Annotated in this window: 18 protein-coding genes; 10 read left to right on the top strand and 8 right to left on the bottom strand. The window is 69.5% G+C overall.

Going from position 1 to position 20,534, the window contains the following annotated elements:
• Positions 1-152 precede the first annotated feature (152 nt).
• From HQ306_RS02925 to HQ306_RS02895, 7 genes are all read left to right on the top strand, one after another.
• Positions 153-1,529: an AarF/ABC1/UbiB kinase family protein gene (locus HQ306_RS02925; RefSeq protein ID WP_222627512.1), complete on the top strand. Its 1,377-nt coding sequence runs from the start codon at positions 153-155 to the stop codon at positions 1,527-1,529.
• Positions 1,530-1,674: 145 nt separating this feature from the next.
• The gene (locus tag HQ306_RS02920) at positions 1,675-3,150 is read left to right on the top strand and encodes an MFS transporter (RefSeq protein ID WP_222627510.1); all 1,476 of its coding nucleotides are present in this window, start codon (positions 1,675-1,677) and stop codon (positions 3,148-3,150) included.
• Positions 3,147-3,800 carry a TetR/AcrR family transcriptional regulator gene (locus tag HQ306_RS02915; RefSeq protein ID WP_222627508.1) on the top strand — a complete coding sequence of 218 codons (654 nt, stop codon included), beginning with the start codon at positions 3,147-3,149 and terminating at the stop codon, positions 3,798-3,800. Before HQ306_RS02920 ends, HQ306_RS02915 begins: the two co-directional genes overlap by 4 nt.
• Before the next feature lie 68 nt (positions 3,801-3,868).
• A complete protein-coding gene (locus HQ306_RS02910) occupies positions 3,869-4,501 on the top strand; it encodes a TetR/AcrR family transcriptional regulator (RefSeq protein WP_056447278.1) in 633 nt (210 codons plus the stop codon).
• A gap of 109 nt (positions 4,502-4,610) precedes the next feature.
• Positions 4,611-5,519 carry a diiron oxygenase gene (locus tag HQ306_RS02905; RefSeq protein WP_056447281.1) on the top strand — a complete coding sequence of 303 codons (909 nt, stop codon included), beginning with the start codon at positions 4,611-4,613 and terminating at the stop codon, positions 5,517-5,519.
• A gap of 7 nt (positions 5,520-5,526) precedes the next feature.
• On the top strand, positions 5,527-7,011 hold the full coding sequence (locus HQ306_RS02900) for a 4Fe-4S binding protein (RefSeq protein ID WP_222627506.1): 1,485 nt from the start codon (positions 5,527-5,529) through the stop codon (positions 7,009-7,011).
• 557 nt (positions 7,012-7,568) lie between these two features.
• The gene (locus tag HQ306_RS02895; protein ID WP_037183902.1) at positions 7,569-8,198 is read left to right on the top strand and encodes a hypothetical protein; all 630 of its coding nucleotides are present in this window, start codon (positions 7,569-7,571) and stop codon (positions 8,196-8,198) included.
• On the opposite strand, the gene HQ306_RS02890 is transcribed toward HQ306_RS02895, so the two are convergent.
• From HQ306_RS02890 to HQ306_RS02870, 5 genes are read right to left on the bottom strand one after another with little or no spacing between them, the layout of a single operon-like run.
• Entirely contained in the window at positions 8,146-9,399 is a 1,254-nt protein-coding gene (locus HQ306_RS02890; RefSeq protein WP_308115376.1) for an MFS transporter, read from the bottom strand. The genes HQ306_RS02895 and HQ306_RS02890 overlap by 53 nt on opposite strands.
• Before the next feature lie 59 nt (positions 9,400-9,458).
• Positions 9,459-11,237 carry an ABC transporter permease subunit gene (locus HQ306_RS02885; RefSeq protein WP_222627504.1) on the bottom strand — a complete coding sequence of 593 codons (1,779 nt, stop codon included), beginning with the start codon at positions 11,235-11,237 and terminating at the stop codon, positions 9,459-9,461.
• Positions 11,234-12,727 (bottom strand): ABC transporter substrate-binding protein, encoded by a 1,494-nt coding sequence (locus HQ306_RS02880; protein WP_261769682.1) that lies wholly within the window; start codon positions 12,725-12,727, stop codon positions 11,234-11,236. Before HQ306_RS02880 ends, HQ306_RS02885 begins: the two co-directional genes overlap by 4 nt.
• 35 nt (positions 12,728-12,762) lie before the next feature.
• Positions 12,763-13,539, bottom strand: coding sequence for an ABC transporter ATP-binding protein (locus tag HQ306_RS02875; RefSeq protein WP_308115377.1), 777 nt, complete (start codon positions 13,537-13,539; stop codon positions 12,763-12,765).
• Complete coding sequence (locus HQ306_RS02870) at positions 13,536-14,321, bottom strand: ABC transporter ATP-binding protein (RefSeq protein ID WP_222627502.1); 786 nt, start codon at positions 14,319-14,321, stop codon at positions 13,536-13,538. Before HQ306_RS02870 ends, HQ306_RS02875 begins: the two co-directional genes overlap by 4 nt.
• A 210-nt stretch (positions 14,322-14,531) precedes the next feature.
• Between HQ306_RS02870 and HQ306_RS02865 the strand changes: the two genes are divergently transcribed.
• The 3 genes from HQ306_RS02865 to HQ306_RS02855 all read left to right on the top strand — a co-directional run bounded on the left by HQ306_RS02865 (position 14,532) and on the right by HQ306_RS02855 (position 18,233).
• Entirely contained in the window at positions 14,532-14,813 is a 282-nt protein-coding gene (locus HQ306_RS02865; protein WP_056447595.1) for a DUF1490 family protein, read from the top strand.
• A 101-nt stretch (positions 14,814-14,914) separates the two neighbouring features.
• Positions 14,915-17,029, top strand: a complete 2,115-nt coding sequence (locus tag HQ306_RS02860) for a cation-translocating P-type ATPase (protein WP_222628871.1) — start codon at positions 14,915-14,917, stop codon at positions 17,027-17,029.
• Between the two features lie 10 nt (positions 17,030-17,039).
• Positions 17,040-18,233 (top strand): acyl-CoA dehydrogenase family protein, encoded by a 1,194-nt coding sequence (locus HQ306_RS02855; protein WP_222627500.1) that lies wholly within the window; start codon positions 17,040-17,042, stop codon positions 18,231-18,233.
• Between the two features lie 4 nt (positions 18,234-18,237).
• Here HQ306_RS02855 and HQ306_RS02850 read toward each other — a convergent pair whose 3' ends face one another.
• The 3 genes from HQ306_RS02850 to HQ306_RS02840 all read right to left on the bottom strand — a co-directional run bounded on the left by HQ306_RS02850 (position 18,238) and on the right by HQ306_RS02840 (position 20,474).
• Positions 18,238-18,657, bottom strand: a complete 420-nt coding sequence (locus tag HQ306_RS02850; protein WP_222627498.1) for a ChaB family protein — start codon at positions 18,655-18,657, stop codon at positions 18,238-18,240.
• Between the two features lie 86 nt (positions 18,658-18,743).
• A complete protein-coding gene (locus tag HQ306_RS02845) occupies positions 18,744-19,571 on the bottom strand; it encodes an MBL fold metallo-hydrolase (protein ID WP_222627497.1) in 828 nt (275 codons plus the stop codon).
• A gap of 42 nt (positions 19,572-19,613) precedes the next feature.
• Positions 19,614-20,474, bottom strand: a complete 861-nt coding sequence (locus tag HQ306_RS02840; protein WP_027503980.1) for a cyclopropane mycolic acid synthase family methyltransferase — start codon at positions 20,472-20,474, stop codon at positions 19,614-19,616.
• Between the last annotated feature and the right edge of the window lie 60 nt (positions 20,475-20,534).

Here is a 20,534-nt window from a genome sequence, read left to right as displayed (position 1 = left end):
ATATCGTTACTCGAAGTAAGAGTAAGCCCTCGCGGACCTCCGGAAACGTGATGTGCGACATAGCGTGCCCGAGATGTCCGGTGCGCCAGAAACTTCCGGGTCCGCGGTGCCGCGATCGATCGAGCGCAGGCACGGTGCGGGATACTGGGGAAGTGCCGGAGAAGATGCCGACGTCCAGGGTGGCCCGGGGCGCCGAGGTGGGTCGCCTCGTCGCGGGTCGCACGGCGCGTAACGCCACCATGCGAGTACGCATGGCGGGTCGCACCGAGGAACTGCGTGCCGCCCTCACGGCGAAGGAGGCGGTCCGCTCGGCCGAACGGCTGGTGACCGTCCTGGGCGGTCTCCGCGGAGCGGCGATGAAGCTGGGCCAGATGCTGTCGATGCTGGACCTGTCGTTCGTCCCCGACGAGCACCGCGACGAGTTCCACCGCAAGCTCGCCGAGTTGCAGAGCCGCGCACCCACCGTCTCGTTCGACGACGTGCGCACTGTGATCGAGGCGGATCTGGGCGAGTCGATCGAGTCGCTCTACGCCGAGTTCGACGAGAGCCCGTTCGCCGCCGCGTCGATCGGTCAGGTGCATCGTGCCCGCTTGCACGACGGCCGGGAGGTGGCCGTCAAGGTGAAGTACCCCGGTATCGACGACGCGGTGCGGGCCGACCTGAAGAATCTGTCGTTCTACGTCAAGCTGTTGCCGGCGTCGATCCCGATGCTGTCTTCCCGTGCCGTCGTCGACGAGTTGCGCCGAAACCTCGAGGCGGAACTCGACTACCCGGCGGAGGAGCGGACGCAGCGCCGCGTCGCGGCACTGTATCGGGAGCACCCGCACTTCTTCGTCCCGGACACCGTGCCGGAGCGGTGCGGCGCGGCGGTCCTGACGACCGAGTTCGTCGACGCGGTGCCGTTCGACGAGATCCGTGCGATGTCGGCGGAGGTGCGAGACCGGGTGGGTGAGACGGTGTTCCGCTTCTACATCGGGTCTCTGCACACGCTCGGCGAGTTCTGCGGTGACCCCCATCCGGGCAATGTCCTGCTGGCTCGGGACGGGCGCGTCACCTTCGTCGACTTCGGTCTGTACCTGCGGATGAGTCCGGCGGACGTCCGTTTCGAGAGAGAGTGCCTGCGAGCGGCGATCGAGGGGCGCGGAGACGATCTGCTCATCGCCATGTCCGCGCGGGGGATTCTCGACCCCGGCGCCGCCGTGACGGCGAGCGATTGTCTCGACTACGTCTGCGCAGCAGCGGAACTCAGTCTGAACGACGGGTCGGTCACCGTGACGCCAGAGATGGCGGGGGCGTGTTTCGTCCTCGCCGTCGACCCGCGATCGGGCAGTTTCGGCACAATGACCAAGCAGTGGTTGCCGCCCGAGCACGTCTTCTCCCGTCGCGCGGACTTCCTGACGTTCGGCATCCTCGGGCAACTTCGTGCCACCGCGAACTGGGGGCGGATCGCGCGCGAGTGGTTGTACGACGAACCGCCGAGCACCGCCATGGGTGTGGACATCGCCGCATGGCAGCCACCGCCCGCGTGACAGAACGCAACCCCCCTCGGCGGCGGTGCGACATCCGGTGCCGTGGTGATGCGGGCCACAGGAGCGTCGAGAACGTTGACGTGGGTAAGGATCGGTGCCTAATTTAAAACAGCTGTTTCAAACTAGCTGAGAAGAGACTCGACCCATGTCCTCACCCATCGCTGCCACGGCCGAGACGGAGGAGACCGGAACCGGACGTATCGTCGCGGTACTGGCCTTCGCCGGCATCACGGTCGCCTTGATGCAGACACTGATCATTCCGCTGGTTCCCCAGCTCCCCGGTCTGGTGAACGCCTCGGCGGCGAACACCGCGTGGGCCATCACGGCCACCCTGCTGGCGGGTGCGGTCGCCGTTCCCGTGACCGGCCGACTCGGCGACATGGTGGGCAAGCGGCGCATGCTGCTGGTCAGCCTGGCGCTGCTCGTCGCCGGATCGGTGGTCGGTGCCCTCGCGAACAGCCTCGTGCCCCTCGTCGTGGGGCGGGCACTGCAGGGTCTCGCCGCCGGTGTGATTCCCCTCGGCATCAGCGTGATGCGGGACGTGTTGCCTCGCCACAAGCTTCCCGGTTCGATCGCGCTGATGAGTGCGTCGCTCGGAGTGGGCGGCGCCCTGGGTCTTCCGGCCGCGGCGATCATCGCCGAGTACGCGGACTGGCACTTCCTGTTCTGGACGGCGGCTGCGCTCGGCGCACTGGTGGCGGTCGCCGTGGTCGTCGTCGTTCCCGAGTCGACGGTGCGCACCGGCGGCACGTTCGACATCGGTGGAGCGCTCACGCTGTCGGTCGCCCTGGTGACCCTGCTGCTCGGGATCTCGAAGGGTTCCGACTGGGGGTGGAGCAGCGCGTCGATCCTCGGCCTGCTGCTGGTGTCCGTCCTCGCGTTCGCGGCGTGGATCGTGTGGGAACTGCGCACTCCCCAGCCACTGGTGGACCTGCGGGTCTCGCTGCGGCGGCAGGTGCTGTTCACCAACGCCGCGTCGATCATGCTCGGATTCGCGATGTTCGCACTCAGTCTCGTTCTGCCGCAGATCCTTCAGTTGCCCGCCGCGACCGGTGTCGGCCTGGGACAGTCGATCCTCGTCGCGGGCCTGGTGATGGCGCCGTCCGGACTGATCATGATGGCCGTCGCGCCGGTGTCCTCGCGCATCACCACCACGCGCGGACCGAAGATCACGCTCATGGCCGGCGCGGCGACGGTTGCCGTCGGCTACCTGCTGGGCATCGTGATGATGGGCGCGGTGTGGCAGCTGATCGTGGTCTCGCTCGTCATCGGTGCGGGCATCGGACTGGCGTACGGAGCGATGCCCGCCCTGATCATGTCGGCGGTGCCCGCCTCCGAGACAGCGGCGGCCAACAGCTTCAACACGCTGATGCGTTCCCTCGGAACGTCGTTCGCCAGTGCGGTCGCGGGGGTCGTTCTCGCGTCGATGACCGTGTCGTTCGGATCCACCGCGGTGCCGTCCGAGGCCGCCTTCCGGATCACCATGGCCATCGCCGCCGGCGCGGCGATCCTCTCGGTCGTACTCGCCTCCTTCCTTCCGCGTCACCAGGACGGCGAGAACGAGGCGTCGGAGGTCGTCGGAGGTGCCGTCACCGACCGGGCCACCGAGACGGTGGAATGAGCCAGGCCCGGTCGACGCGAGCCCCGTCCGCGCGCTCCGAGGCGACGCGCGAGGCGATTCTGGGTGCCGCTGAGCGGCTGTACGCGGAGAACGGTGTCGTGTCGGTGTCGAACCGTCAGGTCGGCGACGCGGCGGGGCAGAGCAACAGCGCCGTGGTCGGTTACCACTTCGGCAGCAAGGAGGATCTCGTCCGCGCGATCGTCGTCCGCCGGACGGGCGACGTCGAACGGATCCGCTCCGGCCACGTCGCGGCGATCGGAGAGGGTGCCGACCTGCGAGCGTGGGTGTCGGCACTGGTCCTGCCGTCGACGCAGTACTTCGCCGAGCTCGGCGCCCCCACCTGGTACGCGCGCTTCGCCTCCCAGGTCATGACGGACCCGGTGCTGCGGCCGATCCTGGTGGACGAGGCACTGTCCTCGGCGACGCTGCGAGAGACGGTGGCCGGCGTCATCTCGTGTCTGCCCCCGATTCCTGCCGACGTCCGCGCGGCCAGAGGGGCCATGGCGCGCACTCTGCTGACGCACGTGATGGCCGAACGAGAGGCGGAGTTCGCCGCGTCGGGCGCCGATCCGACGGCGTACTGGACCGCGTGCGGCGTCGACCTCGTCGACGCCATCGTGGGGATCTGGTCCGCTCCTGTCTCCCGCTGACGTCGCGACGCGTCGTCAGCGGGCTCGCCGCGCCGACGACCGGGCACCCGTCGACCTAGACTTTCCGGATGCAGACTGCCGGGAACAGGCTCGAGCGACGGAAGGCGCGCACGCGCCAGGCTCTCGTGGACGCCGCGCGCGAGATGATCGCCGACGGGCGTTCCTCCACCGCGAGCATCGCCGACATCACGGCCGCCGCCGACGTCGGGTTCGGGAGCTTCTACAACCACTTCGAGGACAAGCCCGCACTCTTCGCCGCTGCCGTGGAGCAGGTTCTCGAGCAGATGGGGGAGACGCTCGACGGAGTCTCGCCGCGCTCGGACGATCCGGTGCAGATCTTCTGCGACGCCGTCAGGCGGACCGGTCGTGCCGCCGTATCGCATCGTCAGGCCGCGGAGATCGTCGACCGGTCGGGGTTCGCGTTGCTCGACGCGCCCGGTGGTCTCGGGCCGCGGGCCCGCCGGGATCTCGCGGCGGCGGTGGACGCCGGACGACTCGAGATCGAGGACCTGTCTCTCGCGACGGCAATGACGGCGGGTGTGCTGTTCGCCCTGGTGCACCGGTGGCTCGAGGACCCGGGCTCCGTCGACGATCGCCGGATCGACGACGCAGCGGAGCGGCTGCTGGTGATGCTCGGAACGGACCCCGACACCGCTCGGGCAGTGGCGCACACGGACCTGGAGATGCCACAGATCTCCTGACGATTCGGGACCGTCCCGACCCTGCGACGTCTTCCCGTGACGGCGAGTACCTGATAACCTCTGTCACAGTTAGTCACGGAGATGTACCCGCCCACGGAAGGACGACGCCATGACCAGCACACTCGACCCGGAACTCACCGTCTCGGACGCCGAGGACGTGTCTGCTCGGCTGCTCGATTCCGTCGCAGCGCTCTCGTACGACCCCATGCAGGAGGTCGACTGGGAGGCTCCCCTCGACCCGGAGCAGTTCGGCCTCAATCCTGAGTGGAGCACCCTCTACGGCACTGATCTGTGGAAGGAGATGACGCCCGAACAGCGCGTCACCCTCACCCGCCACGAGGTCTGCTCGATCATGAGCACCGGCATCTGGTTCGAGATGATCCTGCAGCAGATGGTTCTGCGTGATCAGTACTGCAGCGACTCGTCGTCCTCGGACTTCCAGTTCGCGCTCACCGAGATCGCCGACGAGTGCCGCCACTCCCTGATGTTCGCCAAGGCGTGCCGCACCATGGGCATCAAGGCGTATGTCCCGCGCCGGCTCAGCATCGAGCTCGGTCGTGGCTTCAAGACCCTCGCCGTGTCCGAGGCCGCCTACGGCGGCATCCTCGTCGCCGAGGAGGTGCTCGACGTCATGCAGCGCGACTGGATGCGCGGCGAGAACGTGCTCCCGTTGGTACGCACCACCAGCAAGATCCACGTCGTCGAGGAGTCGCGGCACATGACGTTCGCGCGTCAGCAGATGCGCGAGAACATGGCGGGAATCTCCACCGCCCGCCGTAAGTCCGCGGCCCTGCTCATCGCCATCGCCGCCCGAGTCATCGTGTCCAACATGGTGAACAAGGACGTCTACGCCGCGGCCGGTCTCGACCGGGACCGCGCCGTGCGCGAAGCGAAGAACAACACGCACCACCACGTCATGATGCGCACGAGCAGCCAGCACCTGATGGCGTTCCTCAGCGACTGTGGACTGCTGACCAAGCCCGCTGCGGCCGTCTACCGCACCATCCACATGGTCTGACGCTCCCATGGCCTTCGCGATCACCCAGAACTGTTGCAACGACGCATCGTGTCTGTCGGTCTGTCCGGTCAACTGCATCCACCCGACGCCGGACGAGCCGGACTTCGGCAAGACCGACCTGCTGTACATCGATCCGCGGTCCTGCATCGACTGCGGCGCCTGCGCGGACGCGTGCCCGGTGGACGCGATCACGCGGGTGTCGCGGCTGTCGCCGTCGCAGGCGATCTACGCGGAACTGAACGCCGACTACTACCGGGACCGGCCGGTCGATCATGTATGGGGCGCACCGACGTTCCCGCCCGCAGACATCGGTTCCGTGTCGCTGAAGCGGGTCGCCGTGGTGGGAACCGGGCCGGCCGCCTGCTACACCGCGACGGCGCTCCTGCGTCAGACCGATGCCACGGTGACCTTCTTCGACAAGCTGCCCGTGCCGGGTGGTCTCGCGAGATACGGTGTGGCACCGGATCATACGAGTACCCGGCGCATCGGTGAACACTTCCGGTCACTGTTCGTGCACTCGCGCGTGACGATGCGCCTCGGCGTCGAGGTCGGGGTCGACGTCACGGTGGAGGAACTCTCGCGGACCTTCGACGCGGTGGTCTACGCGGTGGGTGCCGATCAGGACAGGCAGCTTCCCCTCGAGTCCGAGGTCGTCCCGATGAGTGCCCGCACCCTCGTCGGCTGGTACACCGGTCACCCCGACGTCCCCGCCGACGCCGTGGATCTGCGCGGCGTGACGCGCGTCGTCGTGATCGGCAACGGGAACGTGGCGCTCGACGCGGCGCGAATTCTGACAGCTCCCGTCGAGGACCTCGTGGGCACGGACATCTCGGCCCACGCGCTCGCGGCGCTACGGGACAGTGCGGTGCGGGAGGTCACCGTGCTCGGTCGACGCGGTCCCGAGGTCGCCGCCTTCACCCGGTCCGAGTGCCAGGCGCTCGTCGATCGCACATCGGTGCCCGTTCTGGTCGCGGGCGACGACGATCTCTCCTCGGTCCTGGCGGCGCTGCCGCTGTCCGCGTCCGCTGCACCGCTCGCCGCCGCACCGCGCGCCGACGAGGCCGAGACGGGTGACGGCGCGCCGCGCATCGTCTTCTCGTTCGGGCGCGCACCGGTGGCGGTACGCCCGGGAGCGCTCGACGTCCGCGGATCCGGCGCGTCCGACGCGGGTGTCGTCAGCTCGATTCCCGCCGACCTGGTGCTGCAGGCGACCGGGTATCGCGGGTCTGCACTTCCCGGACTTCCCTTCGACGCGGACCGCGGAACCGTGCGCAACGTCGAGGGTCGCGTCGTGGACTCCGACGACCGCCCGGTGGCCGGGGCCTATGTCGTGGGATGGGCCAAGCGTGGCGCCACGGGAGGTATCGGCGACAACAAGCTCGATGCCGAGCGCACCGTCGAGCTGATGCTCGCGGACTCCCTCTCCGCAGCCACGTCGTCGGGTCGCGCGACGGCCGGCCGACGACCATTGTTCGGCCGCACCGGCCGATAGGCGAGCCGCGGCGAGCGACCGTTCCCGGTCTCCACCGTCAGCCCCGGACAGCACCTCCAGGAGGTGTGGTCCGGGGCTGACTGCGTTCCCGGGTGTCGGTGTGACGCTGTGAGAGCGCCCGAGTCGCCGTCGTGGGGCGCGAATTCGCCACGAATCGCCGACCAGCTCTTCGTGGCTTTTCACGAAATTCAGTCTGCTTCGTCGGTGCAGTTCTACGAAGAGTCACCAAAGCGACCCGGAATACGAACGGGTAACTCGGATATAGGTTGTCGTAACGGGTCAATGACCTGCGGTTCGTTCTCGGGCCTCGAAAAGGGCAGTTCCGTCGCACGTCACCGATTTCGGGGCGGAATCCACTTTTTGCTCGGGAAGCGGGACAATAAGTGTGTGGATTCGTCGTCCGGCGAGTCCGTGGTCTGTTGGTCGGGGCGCCGGACGGCGATCCGACAACTCTGTCCGAGAGGTGTCCGATGTCGACGACTCTGCTCGCCCCCACCCGCCTGATCACACAAGGGAGCACGCGCCTTGCAGATCGTGATAGTGGGACCGTTCTGGTGATGAGTTCCCCGTCCGCCGATCGTGGGCTCTGGGACGAGTACCTCGCCTGCGCCACGCGGTCCTACGAGCGCCACGGAGTGGGCGTCGCGCTCGACGTCGAGCGCGTCGCCGACGGTGCGGACACCGCTGTGTTCTACGCGGCCGTGGACCGTGCGGGGCAGGTCGTCGCCGGCGTCCGCGGCCAGGGCCCGTACCTCAGCGTGGACCAGTCGCACGCTCTGGTGGAGTGGGAGGGCAACGCCGCTCGGCCCGACGTCGCGGAACTCATCCACGGTCGACTGCCCGCCGGTGTCGTGGAGATGAAGACCGCGTTCGTCTCCGCGGACGCCGAGCATCCCGGTGCGCTCTCCGCGCTGCTGTCCCGTACGGCGCTGCCCACGATGGTCTTCACGGGCGCCCGGTACGTCATGGCCACGGCGGCCGATCACGTGCTGCGACGGTGGGAGTCCGGCGGCGGCCGCGTGGCCGAGAACATCGCCCCGGCCGCGTACCCCGACGAGCGCTACCGGACCCGCATGATGTGGTGGGACCGGTTCTCGATCATGGACGACGTGACCGAGGACGTGTGGGCACGCATCACTCGCGAGACGGAGGTGCTGACGGGCCGCGATCTGGTTCTGGCGGCGTGATCGCCGGGGTCACCGGTACCAGTCGGCGAGCCACCGAGCGCAACGTCACTGCCGCCGCGAGCGGCAGGACCGCCGCGGCCGCCCACGGAACCGCCTCGCCTGCAGGCGTGTCGGGCATCGCGTCGATGATCGCGCCGAGCGCGACCGACCCCACGAGCACCCCGATCCCGCCCAGCGAGGCCAGCAGACCGTAGTACGAGCCCGTGCTGCGCTCCCGCGCCATCCGCGGGACCAGGTCGCGCGCGAACGGCATGGCGATCATCTGACCTACCGTCAGCAGCACGACGAACGCGGCGGGCCCCACGAGCCCTGCGGCACCCTCGGTGCCGAGCAGTGCGGCCACGGCCGCCGCGGCGAACGCGGTCGCCATGACGGCGAAACCCAGTGGGAGCACGCGTACCAGCGGGAACCGGCGCAGTGCTCGGGTCACGCTCATCTGCCCGGCGACGACGAGTGCCGACGCCGCGGCGAAGAACCATCCCAGTGGTGCCTGCGATCCCCACACCTGCTCGACCCGCAGCGGCAGCAGGAGATAGAGCTGGTTGTACGCGACGAGCTGCGCGCTCATCGCGGCGGCGAAGACGAGGAACAGACGGTTGCGGGCGATCTCCCGCCAGTCGTCGAGCCAGGTGTCCGTGGTCGACTCGGCGCGTCGAGCTGGCAGCAGCACCACGTGCGCGAGCGTGATGACGACGAAGACCCCGGCCGCGACGAGGCAGGTCAGTCGGAAGTCCACCGCGAGCAGCGCGGAGCCCAGCAGCGGACCGGTGAACGCGCCGATCTGGCCGAACACGGTGAACAACGCGAACGCGTCCAGGCGGGACTGGCCACCCGTGCGTTCACCCTCGCCCGCTTCCAGCGCCACCGCGCCCTCGACGGCCGGCGAGAACAGCGCCGCGGCCACGCCGGTGAGCGCCGTGGCTGCGAGGACGGCCGGAAGGCTCTGGGCCAGAGCCAGTCCCACGAATCCGAGGACGCGCAGGAGGCAGCCCGTCAGCACCACCGGTTTGACGCCGAGGCGGTCCGCCAGCGTTCCGCCGACGACGAAGAGTCCCTGCTGCGAGAACGTGCGGACTCCGAGCACGACACCGACCAGCGCGGCGCCGAGACCGAGGTCGGACGTCAGGTGCACGGACAGGTACGGCAGCACCATGAAGAAGCCGATGTTGAAGGCCATCTGCGTGAGGACGAGCAGTCTCACGGTGGGCGTGGCCGCACGGAGGTCGTGCCAGGGGAGCACTCGACCGCGTCGAGACGCCCTCAGCACGCGGAGACCGGGGTGGGACGGTCGGCCTGCGCGGCGGGACCGTCGGTGGACCGACGCCCACGGCGGGACCGGACGGCACTCGACAGCGAGACCGCCGTGACCGACAGCAGTACGAGGCTCACCAGGGGCGCGAGGGCCACCCAGGGCGCCCGCTCCACCGTGGACACCCCGTCGGCCAGCACGAGACCCCAGTCGGGACTGGGTGGTTGCGGTCCGAGCCCCAGGAAGCCCAGGGCGGCGAGTGCCAGGGCGATACCCGGCAGCCGCACCACCCCGTGACGCAGAACGGCGGGACCGACCGCCGGCAGCACCGACCCGAACAGCACGCGCAGTCGACCCGCGCCGAGGGTGGGCAGGACGGCGACGTACGGCCTGGCCGCGACCTCGGCCGACAGCGCTGCAGTGTGCGCGGCCAGGGGTGCCCACGAGACCAGCAGGACAGCCACGGCGGCCGCCGCGGCGCCGGGGCCCACGACGGAGGCGACGATCACGCCGGCGATGACCGGTGGCGCGGCGTTGGTCACCTCGATCGGACCGGTGAACACCCGCGCCGCCGAACCGAGAACCAGACCCACCAGCACACATCCCAGTGCGACCGTCGCGGACACGGTGACGGTGTGCGCCGCACCGTGAGCGACGCGGGCGAGCACGTCGCGTCCCGACGCGTCGGTGCCGAAGGGATGCGCGAGGGACGGTGGCAGGAACTTGCCTCGCGTGGTGGCGAACGGGTCGCGGGGCAGGCCGACGAGCACCATGGTGCCCAACGCACTCGCGGCGACGGCGGGCACGACGAACGGGAACCGACCCGCGGCGACTCGAGCGGTGGGTACCGGGACGGCGTGATCGTGCACCGACCGGCCGAGCAGTGCCCGGTGGGCGGCCTGCGCGGCCACACCGATGAACACGCTGACCCCCATGAGCAGCAGGATGTCGGCCTGCAGCGCCGGAAGGTCCTGCGACTGAGCGTGTCCGAGCATCGATCGTCCGATCCCGGGGATGGCGAAGACGCGTTCGACCGCGACAGCTCCACCGAGCAGACCCACCATCACGAGGGCGATCTGGGACGTGAGCGACGAGGCCGCGCGACGCAGCACCGCACGGGCGAGCGTGCCACGGTCCACGTCGGCGACCGTCCACGTGGTCACCCATGCCTCGGTGAACGACACCGACACGGCATCGGCGAGCAGACGGCCGAGCAGCCCGCCGGCCGGGAGACCGAGTGCGAGAGCCGGGAGGATCGCCGAGGTCGGGCCGGTCCAGCCGTAGGACGGGAGCGACAGCCACACACTGCCGACGATCACCGCGACGGACGCCAGCAGAAACTCCGGCACCGAGGTGAGAACCGAGGCGCCGACACCCGACGAGCGGGTGGGCCGCCCCCGTAGCCCGGCGCGCAGTGCCGGAGCCACGATCACCGTCGCCACCGCACAGGCCACCGCGAGGGCGAACCCCATCAGGGTCGTCGAGACGGCGAGCGCGTCGAGGGCGCCCGGAAGGACGGGCCTGCCGGTGTTCCACGACGTGCCGAGATCGCCCCGCAGAACTCCGCCGAACCACCTGCGCAGCAGTGTGATCGGACCCACATCGAGTCCCAGATCGGCGCGGATCGCGGCGAGTGCGGCGGGTGTCGGCTCCTGGTCCGCGGAGCGCGCACGCAGGATCGACAACGCCGGGTCGCGGCCCGACAGCCACGGCAGCAGTGCGACCACCACGATCACGCCCGCGACGGACAGCAGCCGAGAGGCGGAGACGAGGACGCGGCCGGACGTCATCCGACCGTGGTCTCGGTGGTGACCAACATCCGTTCCCGCGGATCGCGCGCCGCACCCGACACCGACGCGGCCTCACCCTGCACGACGCGCTCGTGCAGCATCGGCACCACCGCATCGCGCTCGAGTATCAGCCGCTCCGCCTCGAGGACGGCGGCTCGGCGCGCTGCTCCCGGCTCGGTCGCCGAGGCGGTGGACAGAGCGGCGTCGACGGCGGGGTCGCAGAACTGCGCGATGGTGAAGGAACCGGCGCAGGCGAAGTCGGAGTACAGGTAGGCGACGGGGTCACCCGAGTCGAGCACGGTCGCCCGCGACAGGACGAACGCATCGAACGCGCCGGCGAGAGCATCGGCCTCGATGAACTGGTACTCCCGGACCACCTGCTCCACCTCGAAACCGCGGGCCTCGAGCTCCTGCTGCAACAACACCGCCACCTCGGGCAGTTCCGCGCGATCGGTGAAGGTGCCCAGGGTGATCCGTCGCCCCGCGGGATCGCCGGCCGGGGCGGTCGTGCGTGCGGGCCGGTCCGCCGTCCACGACAGGGCGGGACCCAGCAGTCCGCGGGCCACGTCGGCGCGGTTCTCGTAGACCTGGTCGACGAGTCGATCGGTGTCGACGGCCTCCCGCGCTGCGGCGCGCATCGACGGGTCGGCGAAGGCGCCCGTCCTGTTGTTCAGGTAGAGGGTGTTGGTGCGCGGCATGGGCACCTCGTGCACGAGAGCCGGATCGACCAGCGCCGCCTGCGACACCGGCACCGCCTCGACGATGTCGGCGGTACCGTTCCGCAGCGCCGCGGCCCGGGCCGTGCCGTCGGGGACGAAACTCACGTCGATGCCCGAGGCCTTCGCCGGACCACCCCAGTAGTCGTCGTTGCGATCGAGTGTCGCCGTGGACGTGCCGTCGACGGCGGTGAGCACGAACGCACCGGTGCCGTGTCCGACGGGATCGACGGGACCACCGCCCGCGTACGCGCCCGGCGAGAGGATGGCCAGCTGTGGGCTCGACAGTCGTTGCGGTACCAGCGGATCCACCGTCGCGGTGCGCACGGTCACGGTGTCCGTGCCGTCCGCCTCGACGGTCATGTCGACACCGTCGAGAATGCGGGGCTTCGGCGAGGCGGTGGTGGCCGCGGTGAGTGCGGTGACCACCGCGGCGGCGTCGAGCGGCGTCCCGTCGTGGAACCGGACGTCGGGCCGCAGGTCGATGCTCCAGGTCGTGTCGTCCACGCGAGTCCATGAGGTGGCGAGGGCAGGCTGTGCCTCGCCGAGATCGTCCAGTACGACGAGGGTCTCGGCCGTCGACCATCGGGACAACTTGAAGGCGTCGTCGCTCAGCGGGGTCAGCCCGGAGCGCGGCGGCTGCAGCATCGCCACACGCACTCGGCCGCTCCCGTCGTCGGCGGACGGTGATGCCGCGAAACAGCCGGACAGCGCGAGCACCGACACGGTGAGAACGGCGGAGAGGGGCAGCATTCGGCGGGGGGACCGCATCATGGGCATTCTTTCGAGGGAAGGTCGGACGGAACGAACTACAGGTGCGCGCGGACGGGAAGACGCGGTACCGCATCGACCAGGGCGCGGGTGTGGGTGTGCTGCGGGGACCCGAGAACCGTGGTGGTGCAGCCACTCTCGACGATCACGCCGTCGGCCATGACCAGAAGACGGTCACTCGTGCGGGCGGCGACGGCGAGATCGTGCGTCACCAGCAGCGACGCGGTGCCGTCGCGGTCGCACACGGTCTCGAGGACGTCCAGGACGAGATCTCGCAGGGGCAGGTCGAGTCCACTGACCGGTTCGTCGGCGACGAGGTAGCGGGGTCGGCACGCGAGGGCGCGAGCGATGGCCACCCGTTGTCTCTGGCCGCCAGAGAGCTCACCGGTGCGGGCGCCGACCATCGACGCGGCCACCTCCACCGAGTCCAGAGCCGCGAGGGCGCGAGCGCGGTGATCGCCCTCGCACCGCAGCCACCGCAGCGGTGCGGCGACCGAGTCGAGCACGGTGCGACGCGGGTCCAGTGAGGAACCGGGATCCTGCGGAACGTACTGCACCTCGCGGCGGAACCAGCGGGTCGAGCGGGCCGTTCCCGGCCGGATCGCGGCGCCGTCGAGTGTCACCTCGCCGGAGCCGGGTGTCTCCATCGCCAGCAGCATCCGGAGCAGGGTCGACTTGCCCGAGCCGGAGGCGCCGACGAGTGCGATTCGCTCCGAGGGCGCGACGGAGACGGTGACGTCGTCGACCGCGAGCGTGTGTCCGTCGTACCGGCGCGTCAGTGCGCGGCCGTGCAGACCGGGAGATCCCGACGTCACGATGCGACCGGGGCGGAGTGCAGCGCCGCGTCGGCGGACCGTGCGCGCGAGACGAGCCTCGCCGTGACGGGATGGCGCGGTGCTGCGAGAATGTCTGTGACGGTGCCTGTCTCGATGATCGTTCCCCGGTCGGCGACCACGACGCGGTCGCAGAGAGCGGCGGCGACGGCCAGATCGTGCGTGACGAACAGCAGGGCGGGTCCTCGATCGCCGCCGGTCGCGGCGCCGAGAGTCGCGACGACGGTGCTCTGGCTGACCACGTCGAGTGCCGTGGTGGGCTCGTCGGCCACGATCACCGGGGCATTCGAGGCCAGAGCCATCGCAATGCAGACACGCTGACGCTGCCCGCCGGAGAGCTGGGCCGGACGCGCTGCCGCGATGCGCTCGGGATCGGTGAAAGCCATGCCCCGCAACAGTTCCTCTCGATCGGCACGTCGCCGACTCGCCTCGCCGCGATGGCGCAGTGCGAGATCGAGCTGCCGTCCGACGGTGCGGAAGGGGGCGAGTGCGGACGACGCGTCCTGGAAGACCATCGCCGCCCGGGCGTCACGGGGGCGGCGGGGGACGGGCGTGCCCGCCACGTCGTGACCACCGATGCGCACGTGACCGGCGACGACCAGGTCGGGAGGAGTGACGCCGACGACGGCGGACGCGATCACGGATTTCCCGGAGCCGGACGCGCCGACCAGTGCGACACGGTGTCCCGCAACGACATCGAACGTGATGCCGGTCACGAGCGTGGTGACGCCGACCCGGACGGTCAGGTCCTCGACCTCGAGCACGGTGGTGTTCCTCCGCCTTCTGTCGATACTGATAATCGTTGTCGTCGAGACAGTAGGGGTTCGTGACGATGGGGGCAAACCGGCCGACGTCGCCCGTCCGATCCGACAACGGTTGTCGGTAACGCTATGATCGCTGCACGTCGTCCTCGCAGGCGATCCACCGTCACCGATCCGCAGCTGCTCGCAGCGCGGTGCAGAGGGAGTCCCACCATGATGTTTCCCGTCATCGCCAAGGCGGCGTCCACCGTCGTGACCGGGGTCGTGGGCGTCGCGGCCTACAACGGTGTGAAGAAGGTCGTCGAGCGTGCACCGCTGCGCGAGGCTGCCGTCCGGGTCACCGAGGTGAGCCTGCGGGGGGTGCGCAAGGCGGAGGTCAAGGCCGAGTCCGCCCGTCTCGCGGTCTCCGACGTGGTCGCCGAGGCGAAGGATCGCATGGGTGAGGAGGTGCGGCCCCCGGCGGCGTCCGACGTCGGTCACGGCCACGACCACTGAGCGCCGACGTGAGCACCGCGGTCGCCGCTCGCACGGACACCGATCCCGCCGAGACGCCGACACCCGCAGCACCCGAGGTCCTGTCCCACGGCGCCGGCAGGATGCGCGTCCGACTCGACTGGATCGCCGGCAGTGACGTCCGCGCGGTCGCGGTCGAGGACTTTCTCGACGCCGTTCCCGGTGTCCGCGCCGTGCACGCCTTCCCTCGGACGGCGTCCGTCGTCGTCTGGTACTCCCGCTCCCGTACCGACGCCGCGTCGGTGCTGGCCGCGCTGACGGCCGTACCCGCGGCGACCGCGCTCACGCCGGGCCAGGCCGCGGTGCGCACACCACGGTCGGCAGACGTCGGTACCGGCGAGCTGCTGCGCATGACGGTGGGCGGAGCGGCCCTGGTCCTGCTGGGCCTGCGCCGGTACGCGCTGCGCCGACCTCCCGTGCTGGGCCCCACCAGTCGGCTCGTCGCCACCGGGGTCACCGTCTTCACCGGCTATCCCTTCCTGAAGGGCGCCGTGCGGTCCCTCACGGGAGGCCGCGCGGCCGGAACGGACGCCCTGGTGTCCGCGGCGACGGTCGCGAGCCTCGTCCTGCGTGAGAACGTCGTCGCCCTCACCGTGCTGTGGCTGCTGAACATCGGCGAGTACCTCCAGGAGTTGACGCTGCGACGCACCAGGCGTGCCATCTCGGATCTGCTCAGCGGCACCCACGACACCGCGTGGATCCGGACCGGTGACGGTGCCGAGGTCTCCGTGGACATCGACTCGCTCGAGGTCGGCGACGAGGTCGTGGTGCACGACCACGTCGGAGTCCCGGTCGACGGCACCGTGATCGAGGGCGACGCCGTCGTCGACCAGTCCGCCATCACCGGCGAGACGCTGCCGGTCACTGTGACCGTGGGGACCCGGCTGTCGGCCGGATCCGTCGTGTTGCGCGGCCGCGTCGTCGTCCGCGCGTCGGCCGTGGGTCGCGACACGGCGATCGGCCGCATCATCGCCCGGGTCGAAGAGGCGCAGGAGGATCGCGCGCCCATCCAGACGGTGGGCGACAACTTCTCCCGTCGCTTCGTGCCCGCGTCGTTCCTGCTCTCGGCCGCCACGCTGCTCGTCACCCGTGACGTCCGCCGGGCCATGACCATGCTGCTCGTCGCGTGCCCGTGCGCGGTCGGTCTGTCCACCCCCACCGCCATCAGCGCTGCCATCGGCAACGGTGCCCGGCGCGGAATCCTCATCAAGGGCGGGTCCCACCTCGAACAGGCAGGCCGTGTCGACGCCGTCGTCTTCGACAAGACGGGAACGCTGACGGTCGGGCGCCCGGTGGTGACCAACGTGATCGCGTTCCACGACGCGTGGGAGCCGGAGCAGGTGCTCGCCTATGCGGCCAGCTCCGAGATTCACTCTCGGCATCCGTTGGCGGAAGCCGTGATTCGCAGTACCGAGGAACGTCGCATCGAGATTCCACCGCACGAGGAGTGCGAGGTGCTCGTCGGGTTGGGCATGCGGACCGTCTCGGACGGCCGGACGCTGCTGCTGGGCGGTGCGTCGCTGCTGCGCAGAGAGAACGTCGAGGTCTCCGAGGAGGCGTCCGACTGGGTGTCCCGTCTGCAGCACCGTGCCGAGACGCCTCTGCTCCTCGCGGTCGACGGCGTGTTGGTCGGGCTGGTCAGTCTGCGCGACGAGATCCGCCACAACGCCGCCGAGGTACTGCGCGCGTTGCGGGCCGACGGTGTGCACCGCATCGTGATGCTCACCGGGGACAACCCGGCCACGGCCGCCGCCGTCGCGGCCGAGCTCGGTATCGACGAGTGGCGCGCCGAGGTCATGCCCGAGGACAAGCTCGACGTCGTCCGCGCCCTGCAGGCCGAGGGCCACATCGTCGCGGTCGTCGGCGACGGCACCAACGACGCGCCGGCGCTCGCGGCCGCGGACATCGGCATCGCGATGGGCGCCGCCGGGACCGACGTCGCGGTGGAGACCGCGGACGTCGCTCTCGCCGGGGACGACCTGGCGCGACTGCTCGACGTGCGCGCGCTGGGGCGGCGCTCGGTGGCCGTCATCCGCCAGAACTACGCCATGTCGATCGCGGTCAACGCGATCGGGCTGGCCGTGAGTGCCGGCGGAGCGCTGTCACCGGTACTCGCGGCGATCCTGCACAACGCGTCGTCCGTCATCGTCGTCGGAAACAGCGCGAGACTCATCGAGTACAGGCCCGGATCCGGGTAGGTTCGACAGGATGACGACCACCGCACCGCGCACCACCGCAGCACCCGTCGGACCGCTCGATCTCTTCGCCGCCGACTCCCTGCTCGACGAGGACGAGCGGGACATCGCGGCCACGGTCCGCGCGTTCGTCGACAAGCGGCTCAGGCCCGAGGTGGGGGACTGGTTCGAGGCCGGCACGCTACCGCGGGAGATCGCTCGCGAGTTCGGCGGCATGGGTCTGATGGGCATGCACCTCGAGGGGTACGGCTGCGCCGGGACCAACGCGGTGAGCTACGGCCTCGCGTGCATGGAACTCGAGGCGGGTGACAGCGGGTTCCGGAGTTTCGTCTCCGTGCAGGGCTCGCTGTCCATGTTCTCGATCCACCGGTACGGGTCGGAGGAGCAGAAGCAGGAATGGCTCCCGCGTCTCGCCACCGGGGAGGCCATCGGATGTTTCGGACTGACCGAGGCCGACTTCGGTTCCAACCCGTCCGGGATGCGCACCCGTGCGCGACGGGACGGCGACGACTGGATCCTCTCCGGCTCCAAGATGTGGATCACCAACGGCACCCTGGCCGACGTGGCGACGGTGTGGGCGCGGACCGACGAGGGCTTCCGTGGGTTCGTCGTGCCCACGGACGCACCGGGATTCGCCGCGCACGCCATCGGTAAGAAGCTGTCGCTGCGCGCCTCGGTGACAGCGGAACTCGTCTTCGACGACATCCGGCTCCCGTCGTCGGCGATGCTGCCCGGTGCCACCAGCCTCGGAGCTCCGCTCTCCTGCCTCAACGAGGCGCGGTTCGGCATCGTGTTCGGCGCTCTCGGCGCAGCGCGGGACAGCCTCGAGACCGCCATCGCGTACGCGAGTTCTCGCGAGGTGTTCGACCGGCCGCTCGCGAGTTTCCAGCTGACGCAACAGAAGCTGGCCGACATGACACTCGAGCTCGGCAAGGGGTTCCTTCTCGCCGTCCACCTCGGCAGGATCAAGGACCGCGGTGAGATCACGCCGGATCAGGTGAGTCTGGGCAAGCTCAACAACGTCCGCGAGGCCATCGCCATAGCCCGCGAGTGCCGCACGATCCTGGGCGGTAGCGGCATCACTCTGGAGTACTCACCTCTGCGGCACGCCAACAACCTGGAGTCCGTGCTCACGTACGAGGGGACCAGCGAGATGCACATGCTGTCCATCGGTAAGGCGCTGACGGGACAACAGGCGTTCCGCTGACCTGTCACCGCTTCTTCGCGGTCTGCTTCCTGTTCTCCTTGTCGATGGCGTCGACCAACTCGTCCTTGGTCATCGTCGAGCGGCCGTGAATGTCGAGGTCGCGAGCGACCTCCTCGAGATGCTTCTTCGACGCGTTCGCGTCGACGCCGCCCGCGCTGCGGCCCTTCGGATTCGGGCCGCCGCTCTCGGCGCGCTCGTCGGAGGGGCCTTTCTCGTCCTTCGGCTCCCAGTGGTCGCCCACCTTCTCGTAGCTGTGCTTCAGCGAGGAGTAGGCGACTCGGTGCGCCCGCTGCTCGTCGTCGTATTCCTCCTCCGCGGAGTCGAGTGTCTTCGCGAAGGTGCGCTGCGCCTTCTCGTCCGATTTCTGCAGGGTGGAGGGCAGCTCCGACTCGATGGGCTTGCCGTCGTCGTTCGTGGTGGGCACGACTGCCTCCTTCTCTCGGGTCCTGACGTCGGGTCTCGTGTCCAGGTGGCCTACCCGCGTCCCGAGACGCGAAAACCCTGCCGACTTCACCGTCTCAGCGGCACCGTCTCGCCGCGCCCGACGTAGGTGATGCGGTCACCGAGACCTCGCGCGCGCATCTCGCGGGAGAAGTCGGACAGGGGAGAGGCGAAGACACCGTAGTCGTCGACATGCACGGGCAGTACCTGCGCCGGGTCGACGAGCTGCATGGCGTCGGTGCCCTGGCGGCCGTCCATCGTCACCATCGCTCCCCAGCGCGGGTTCTGCCCGAACGGCAGGGTGGTGCCACCGAGGTGCACGACACCGGTGTCGATGTCCGGATAGCGCGTGGGGATCTCCCGAAGCTCGTCGACCATCAGGGTGTCGCCGGAGACGTACACGCGCAGGTCGACGGTGTCGGACTCCGCGGATCCGAACTCGAGCATCGTGCCCATCACCGGCGGAAGCACCCGCAGACGCTGTGCCCAGACGGGGCCGTGCCGACCGGGCATCGCCGTGATCGTCACGACCTGCTCTCCGACTCGCAGGCGTCGTGATTCCCACGTCGACAGTCCGGTCGCCGCCTCGAAGCCGCGACGGGTCAGTTTCGAGGCAGCGTGACCCGTGGTGAACACCGGCAGCGACCGGTCGAGCCCGCTCTGTGCGCGCCGGTCCCAGTGGTCTCCGTGCATGTGCGACAACACGATCGCGGACAGCGGTGGCAACTCGTCGGTCGAGACGGCCGGATCGAGACGGCGTGTGGAGAACAGACCGTGACCGAGATAGGCACGCTCGCCGGCGTGCAGGAAGTTCGGATCGGTGAGCAGCGTGATATCGCCGTAGCTCACCAACCCGGTCGCGTTACCGATGAACGTGTAGCTGCCGTGGGAGACCATGCCGGCGGCTTCCCTGCCGACATGGTCCCAAACGACCTGGTTCTACTTGGACAGCGTGAACTGCATGATGTCGATGGTTCCGCGGCGGAACTGCTTCGCACATCCGCCGAGGTACTTGATGTAGCGCTCGTAGACCTCGTCGCCGGCGATCGCGATGGCCTCGTCCTTGCGGGCCTCGAGGTTCTCCGTCCAGATCTCCAGCGTGCGGGCGTAGTGCTGCTGCAACGAGTGCACCCGGTCGACCGAGAACCCGACGGACGTCGCGCGTTCCTGGATGGTGCCCGGGCGCTCGAGCTCCCCGCCGGGGAAGATCTCCCGGAGGATGAAGCGCATGAAGACGGCGTCGCGCTTGTCGACGGCGACACCCTTCTCCGCCAGATCGTCCAGTCCGTAGCCGACGATGGTGTGCAGCAACATGACTCCGTCGGAGGGGAGCAGCGAGTGCGCCTTCTCGAAGAACGGGACGTGGCGCGCGCGACGGAAGTGCTCGAAGGCGCCGATGCTGACGATCCGATCGACCGGCTCGTCGAACTCCTCCCAGCCCTGCAGGCGTACCTCGGCCTTGCGGTCGCCCGTGAGGTCGTCCAGACGGGACTGGACGCGTCCGAACTGGTGCTCGCTGAGCGTCAGGCCGACCACGTCCACATCGAACCGCTCGCGGGCGCGGATCATCGCGGTTCCCCATCCGCAGCCGACGTCGAGCAGGCGCATGCCCGACTCGAGGCCCAACTTGTCCAGGGCCAGATCGATCTTCGCGAGCTGTGCCTCCTCGAGCGTCATGTCCTCGCGCTCGAAGTACGCACAGCTGTACGTCCACGTGGGGTCGAGGAAGAGCGCGAAGAAGTCGTCGGACAGGTCGTAGTGCGACTGAACGTTCTTGAAGAAGGGCTTCAGGTCTGTCATGTGGTCTAGCAACCTCACACTCGACGGGCAGGAAGGAGCGACGGCACACCCTCCCCCGGG

This window comes from Rhodococcus sp. BP-160, assembly GCF_019836205.1.
In the GTDB taxonomy this organism is placed as follows: Bacteria; Actinomycetota; Actinomycetes; order Mycobacteriales; family Mycobacteriaceae; genus Rhodococcoides.
This window is presented reverse-complemented; position numbering and strand designations above follow the sequence as displayed.